The organism is Mycobacterium innocens (assembly GCF_900566055.1).
Taxonomy (GTDB): Bacteria; Actinomycetota; Actinomycetes; order Mycobacteriales; family Mycobacteriaceae; genus Mycobacterium; species Mycobacterium innocens.
Genome location: NZ_UPHQ01000051.1, coordinates 43934 through 50211, shown reverse-complemented (window position 1 = coordinate 50211; position 6278 = coordinate 43934). Strand labels below are relative to the sequence as shown.

At 62.3% G+C, this 6278-nt stretch carries 1 protein-coding gene and 1 pseudogene; both read right to left on the bottom strand.

Going from position 1 to position 6278, the window contains the following annotated elements:
- Positions 1 to 3709 precede the first annotated feature (3709 nt).
- Positions 3710 to 4240 (bottom strand): annotated as a pseudogene (locus EET03_RS33255) (PPE family protein); the annotation flags it as partial.
- Between the two features lie 33 nt (positions 4241 to 4273).
- Entirely contained in the window at positions 4274 to 6253 is a 1980-nt protein-coding gene (locus EET03_RS06330; protein WP_099194022.1) for a PPE family protein, read from the bottom strand.
- Between the last annotated feature and the right edge of the window lie 25 nt (positions 6254 to 6278).

The window sequence follows — 6278 nt, the reverse complement described above, 5'->3', positions numbered from 1 at the left end:
CCACCCCGCTATTGGCATCCCCGACCACCGTGGCCGCCGTCGCCACATTGGTCTCCCCCACCGCGATCGCACTGGCAGCATCGGTCGCATTGTCATTGCCCACCACCGTGGCCGCCGTCGCAATATTTCGCACCCCCTGCGCACTGGCCAACACCCCAGCATTGCGATCCCCCACCACCGTGGCCGCGGTCGCGATGTTGGTATCACCGACCGCCTTCGCCAGGATCGCACCGGTGTTGTTATCGCCCACCACCGTGGCCGCGGTCGCGACGTTGGTCGCCCCGTCGGCGGCTGCCGTAATCCCACTATTGGTGCTGCCGACAACAGTGGCTGCGGTAGCAACGTTGGTATCACCGGTGGCAGAAGCCGTAATCACCTGATTGCCATCAAAAACCGCCGTGGCAACGGTTGCGATATTCAGTCTGCCGTCGGCGTTGGCTGCGACTCCGCTGTTGGCATCACCCACGGCGGTGCCCAGGGTAGCGATATTCGTGCTGCCGACAGCGTCAGCTGCCACCGCATTGTTGTCACCGACGACCGTGGCTAGCGTGGCGATATTGATGTCGCCATTGGAGGTGGCGACGGCGCCGGTGTTGGCGTTGCCGACGACAGTGGCGAGCGTGGCGTAATTGGCAGTGCCGTTGGAGCTGGCCAGAACTCCGCTGTTGTGGTCGCCGACCACGGTCGCAAGAGTCGCGATATTAGCCGCGCCATTGGCCTCGGCGGTCAGCGCGTTACTGTTGCCAACCGCGGTGCCGAAAGTGGCGATATTGCCTGTACCGTCGGTCTTGGCCTCGACTGCGGTGTTGTCATTACCGATAGCGGTAGCGAAGGTGACGATGTTGTTGTCTCCCTCGGCTTTAGCGGTCACCCCATTGCTGTCGCCGAAGGCGCTGGCAAATGTGGCGATATTGCCCCCGCCGTTGGCGGTGGCTTCGACGCCGTTGCTGGCGGTACCAAAGAGAGTGGCGGCGGTGCCGACGGTCGCGATATTGCCCCGGCCGTTGGCGTTGGCTGCGACCGAATTGTCGCCGTTGCCAAAGATAGTGAGGGAGTTGGCCATCGTGGTGATATTGGCGTCGCCACTCGCCGTGGCTTGCACCCCATCGTTGCCGTTGCCGAAAACCCCTGCGAGAGTGGCGATGTTGTTGTTCCCAGTGGCGCCGGCTTCCACCTGTTGGTTGGCGCTGCCGACGACGGTGGCGAAGGTGGCGATGTTACCTCCGCCGCTGGCATTGGCTTCCACGCCGTTGTTGGCGTTGCCGACGAAGCTGGCGTTGGTGGCGAACGTGGCGATGTTGCCGGTGCCGTCTGCGCTCGCTTGGATCGCGTTGTTGGCGTTGCCGACAAAGCTGGCGTTGGTGGCAAAAGTCGCGATATTGCCGGTGCCGGTAGCGCTGGACGCCACTCCCGTGTTGGCGTTGCCGAAGACGGTGGCAAAGGTTGCGATGTTGCCCTGTCCGTCGGTGCTCGCGGTGACCCCGTCGTTCGCGTTACCGAAAGCCGTTGCAAATGTCGCTATATTACCGGTACCGCCGGCGCTGGCTTCCAGGTTTTGGTTGCCGTTGCCGATAATGTTGATGTCGGTGGCAAAGGTGGCGATGTTGAGGTCGCCAGCAGCCTTTGCCTTGACGCCGTCGTTTCCGAGGCTTATCAGGCCGGTCGTGGTGGCGAAGGTAGCGATGTTGGTGTGGCCGACGGCTTCTGCGGTGATGCCGCTGTTGGCGTTGCCCGCGACGGTGGCAAAGGTGGCGATATTGGTATCACCGCTCGCGCTGGCGGTCACCTCATGATTGCCGTTGAACATGGCCGTGCTCAAGGTGGCGATATTGAGACGGCCTGCGGTGTCGGCGACGACGTCATGGTTACCGTTGCCGACGGCGCTGGCGAAGGTAACGATGTTGGTGTCGCCGTTGGCGCTCGCAGCGACCTCGTTCCCGCCGCCGACTGCAGTGCCGAGGGTGGCGATGTTGAGGCGGCCGACGGCATCGGCGCCAGCCCCATTGTTGCCGTTGCCGACGACGGTCGCGAAGGTGGCGATGTTGGTGTCGCCATCGGTTCTGGCTGCGACGCCGCTGTTGGCGTTGCCGACTACGTTGCTGAACGTGGCGATGTTGGTGTTGCCGACGGCATCGGCTGCCACCACGTTGTTGTCGGCGCCGATAGCGTTGGCCATCGTGGCGATGTTGAGGTTGCCATCAGCACCGGCCAACACCCCGCCGTTGTTGTCGCCGAGCACGGTAGCGACAGTGGCGATATTGGTCTGGCCGGCGACACTGGCTTGAACACCGCTGTTGTTATTTCCCAACACGGTAGCAATGGTTCCGACATTGGCGTTCGCGACTGCACCACTTCCGTTGGCACCGGCGGTAACCATGCCGTTGTTGCTACCGAGCACAGTGGCGAAGGTGCCGATGTTGGTGTTCGCGACTGCGTCGTTTCCATTGGCACCCACGGTAACTGTGCTGTTGTGGTTCCCGACGACGGTGGCAAAATTGGCGATGTTAGTTCGGGCTACGGAGCCCGTGCCGTTGGCGCCGACTCCGACCGGGCTGTTGTAGTTGCCGAGCACTGTTGCCGCGTTGAAGTACCCGCCGCCGGCGCGGGCTGCGTTGTTGTCCCCGAAAACCCAAGCGCCGTTGCCTATACCGTCAACCGCACCGGCCTGGTTGTTGTTACCCAGAATCCCGGCGAAGTTCACAGTGCCACCGGCGCCGGTGCTATTGCCGCTACCGAGCGTAAGAGCCCCTGTGACCACGCCGACGACATCGGCTGCGTTGTCGTTACCGAAAACCCAAGCCCGGTTACCAAAGCCGTCAACCACACCAACCTGATTGCCATTACCGACAAGCCCCGCGAAATTCACATAACCACCAGTGCTCACACTGCTACCACTACCAAAGGCCGAGGCCACGGTAAGCAAACCACCCACCTGCGCCACATTGTCGTCACCGAAAACCCAAGCCCGATTACCAAAACCATCAACCACACCAACCTGATTGCCATTACCGACAAGCCCCGCGAAATTCACATAACCACCAGTGCTCACACTGCTACCACTACCGAAAGCCCAAGCCCCAGTAAGCAAACCACCCACCTGCGCCACATTGTCGTCACCGAAAACCCAAGCCCGATTACCAAAACCATCAACCACACCAACCTGATTGCCATTACCGACAAGCCCCGCGAAATTCACATAACCACCAGTGCTCACACTGCTACCACTACCGAAAGCCCAAGCCCCAGTAAGCAAACCACCCACCTGCGCCACATTGTCGTCACCGAAAACCCAAGCCCGATTACCAAAACCATCAACCACACCAACCTGATTGCCATTACCGACAAGCCCCGCGAAATTCACATAACCACCAGTGCTCACACTGTTGCCGCTACCAAAGGCCGAAGCCACGGTAAGCAAGCCGCCGGCCTGTGCGGTGCTGGTGTCGCCCACGGCCAACGCCGTGTTGAGAATGCCACTGCTGCTGGCGCCAGTGGCGCTGCCCAGGGCCCAGGCCCCGTCGAGCAACCCGGCAGCACTGGCAGAACTATTCGGGCCGAGGGCCACCGCCAGCCCACCGAAAGTCGAGTTCGCGTGCGCTGTGCCCAACTGCACAAGTTGCAGACCGCTGAACGACACACTGGCATCCAAAGCATTGAGGGATTCAGCCTGGGCGGCCACGTTGACGGCCGCGATCGAACTGCTCGCATTCGCCTGAAGCGTTTGCAGCACTCCTTGCCACGGCACCAGCTGAGCGGCCACCGTCGAAACCCCGGCGTGGTAGCCGGACAGGGCTGCCACATCCTGGGCCCACATCTGCTCGTAGTGCGCTTCGGTGGCTGCGATCGCCGGAGCATTCAGACCCAACAGGTTCGACATCGCGAGCATGACGAGCTGATTCCGGTTTGTCGCCACCACCGCCGGATGCACCATCGCCGCAAGCGCGTCCTCGAACACCGTCGCCGCTGCACCGGCCTGGACGGACGCACCCTGGGCCCCGGCGGCGGCGGCGTTCAGCCAGCTCGCGTATGGGGCGGCGGCACTCGCCATGGCCGCCGCCGCCCAGCCCTGCCAGGAGTCGCCGACCAACGCCGAGGTCACCGACTCGAATGACGCTGCCGCCGAGGTTAATTCGTCGGCCAGCCGCTGCCACGACGCCGCCGCCTGCAGCATCGGCGCTGACCCGGGCCCGGCATAAATCTGCGCCGAGTTGATCTCCGGGGGCAAAACCGAAAAGTTCATCGCTCTTTCCTCTCCGAGCTGGCCCAGTCGACTTCAGAAGTCGCTACCGAAGAAGCCGGCCCAACCGGTACCGATATTGAAGCCCCCGGAGTTGCTGTTGCCGAAATTACCAATACCCGAATTGAACCCGTTGGCAACGTCGTTGATGTTTCCGAAGCCGGAATTATTGTCTCCAGTGTTGAAGAACCCGACATTGTAAAAACCCGTGTTCCCGAAGCCCGAGTCGTTGTTGGAACCCGTGTTTCCAATTCCGGAGTGCTGCGTCCCTTGATTCCCGATACCGGCATTGCTCTGGCCGGGGCCGCCTGAGACACCCGCGTTGCCGTAGCCCGAGTTGTTATCGCCGAAGTTGTTGAAACCAGAGTTGCCGGTGCCGGTGTTGCCAAACCCCGAGTTGGCAACCGTCTGAATGATCGAACTGCCGAAACCGGTGTTCAGCGTTCCGGAGTTCAAGGCGCCGGTATTGGTATCGCCCGAATTCCACAATCCGGTATTGACGGAGCCTGCGTTGAAGCTCCCGGTGTTCACGTCGCCAGCGTTGAAGCTCCCGAAGTTGCCATCGCCCGAGTTGTAGTCGCCCGTGCCGCCGGAGCCCGCGTTGAACCAGCCGGTGTTATGGTTGCCCGCGTTGAAAGCGCCGGCATTGCCCGACCCGGCGTTACCAAAGCCGGTGTCGTAGGACCCGGAATTCCAGAAGCCGGTGCTGGTCACGCCCGAGTTGCCGAAGCCGGTGCTACCCACCCCGGAGTTCCAGCCACCCCAGTTGCCCACCCCCGAGTTCAACCACCCCAGGTTATTGCTTCCAGAGTTGAAAATGCCGGTGTTACCGCTACCAGAATTGAACAAGCCGACGTTTCCGGTGCCGGAGTTCAGGCCGCCGAATCCGATTTGATTGTCGCCGGTGAGGCCGATACCGATATTGTTGTTTCCGGTATTCGCAAAGCCGATGTTGAAGTTACCGGTGTTAGCGAAGCCGACATTGAGATTGCCACTGTTCCCGCTACCGAGGTTGCCGCTGCCATTGTTTCCGCTGCCGAAGTTATTGCTGCCGGCGTTGCCGAAACCCAGGTTGCCGCCGCCAATATTTCCACTGCCGAAGTTATTGCTGCCGACGTTCCCGTGGCCGAGGTTCGCGTTCCCGTTGTTGCCGCTGCCCAGGTTGTTGTTGCCGGCGTTGCCGCTGCCGGCGTTGAGGCTGCCGGCATTGCCGCTGCCAAGGTTGATGTTGCCGGTGTTGCCGCTGCCGAAATTGACGTTGCCGTTGTTGCCGCTACCCAGGTTGACGTTGCCGTTGTTGCCGCTACCCAGATTCAAATCGCCGGCATTGCCGGAGCCGAAGTTTCCATTGCCGGTATTGCCGAAACCCAGGTTGGGTAGCGATATATTGGTGCCGGCGGCCGCACTCGACCCGGCCGAGATGGCGGACGCCACCGGCCCTCTCCCGGAAGCCGGCATCTCTGGCGTAGTCGACTGGCCCGATGCGGCGGAAATGCCTTGCAGCCCAGCACCCCACGGCGACAATGCGGCCGCCGCCGCCGACGTGTCAGCGTGATAACTGAGCATCGCGGCCACGTCCTGCGCCCACATCTGCTCGTATTGGGCCTCGGCTGAGGCAATCGCCGGCGCGTTCAAGCCAAGCACATTCGACGCCACCAGCTGCACGAACCGATTACGGTTGATCGCCACCATCAATGGATGCACTGTGGCCGCGCGCGCCGCGTCAAACGCACTGGCCACCGCACGAGCCTGAGCTGCCGCCCCTGAAGCGTGACCCGCCGCGGCACTCAACCATCGGGCGTAAGGCGCCGCTGCAGCCGCCATCGCCGCTGACGCCGGCCCCCGCCAAGAGCCGTCGACCAACCCCGATGTCACCGACGAAAACGACGACGCCGCACCGGCGAGCTCGCCGGCCAGTCCGTCCCAGGCCGTAGCCGCAGCCAGCATCGGTTGCGGACCGGTGCCGGCGAAAATCCGCAACGAATTGATCTCCGGCGGCAACACCGAAAAATTCATCACCCTAGCCCTTCCGCAGCCGACC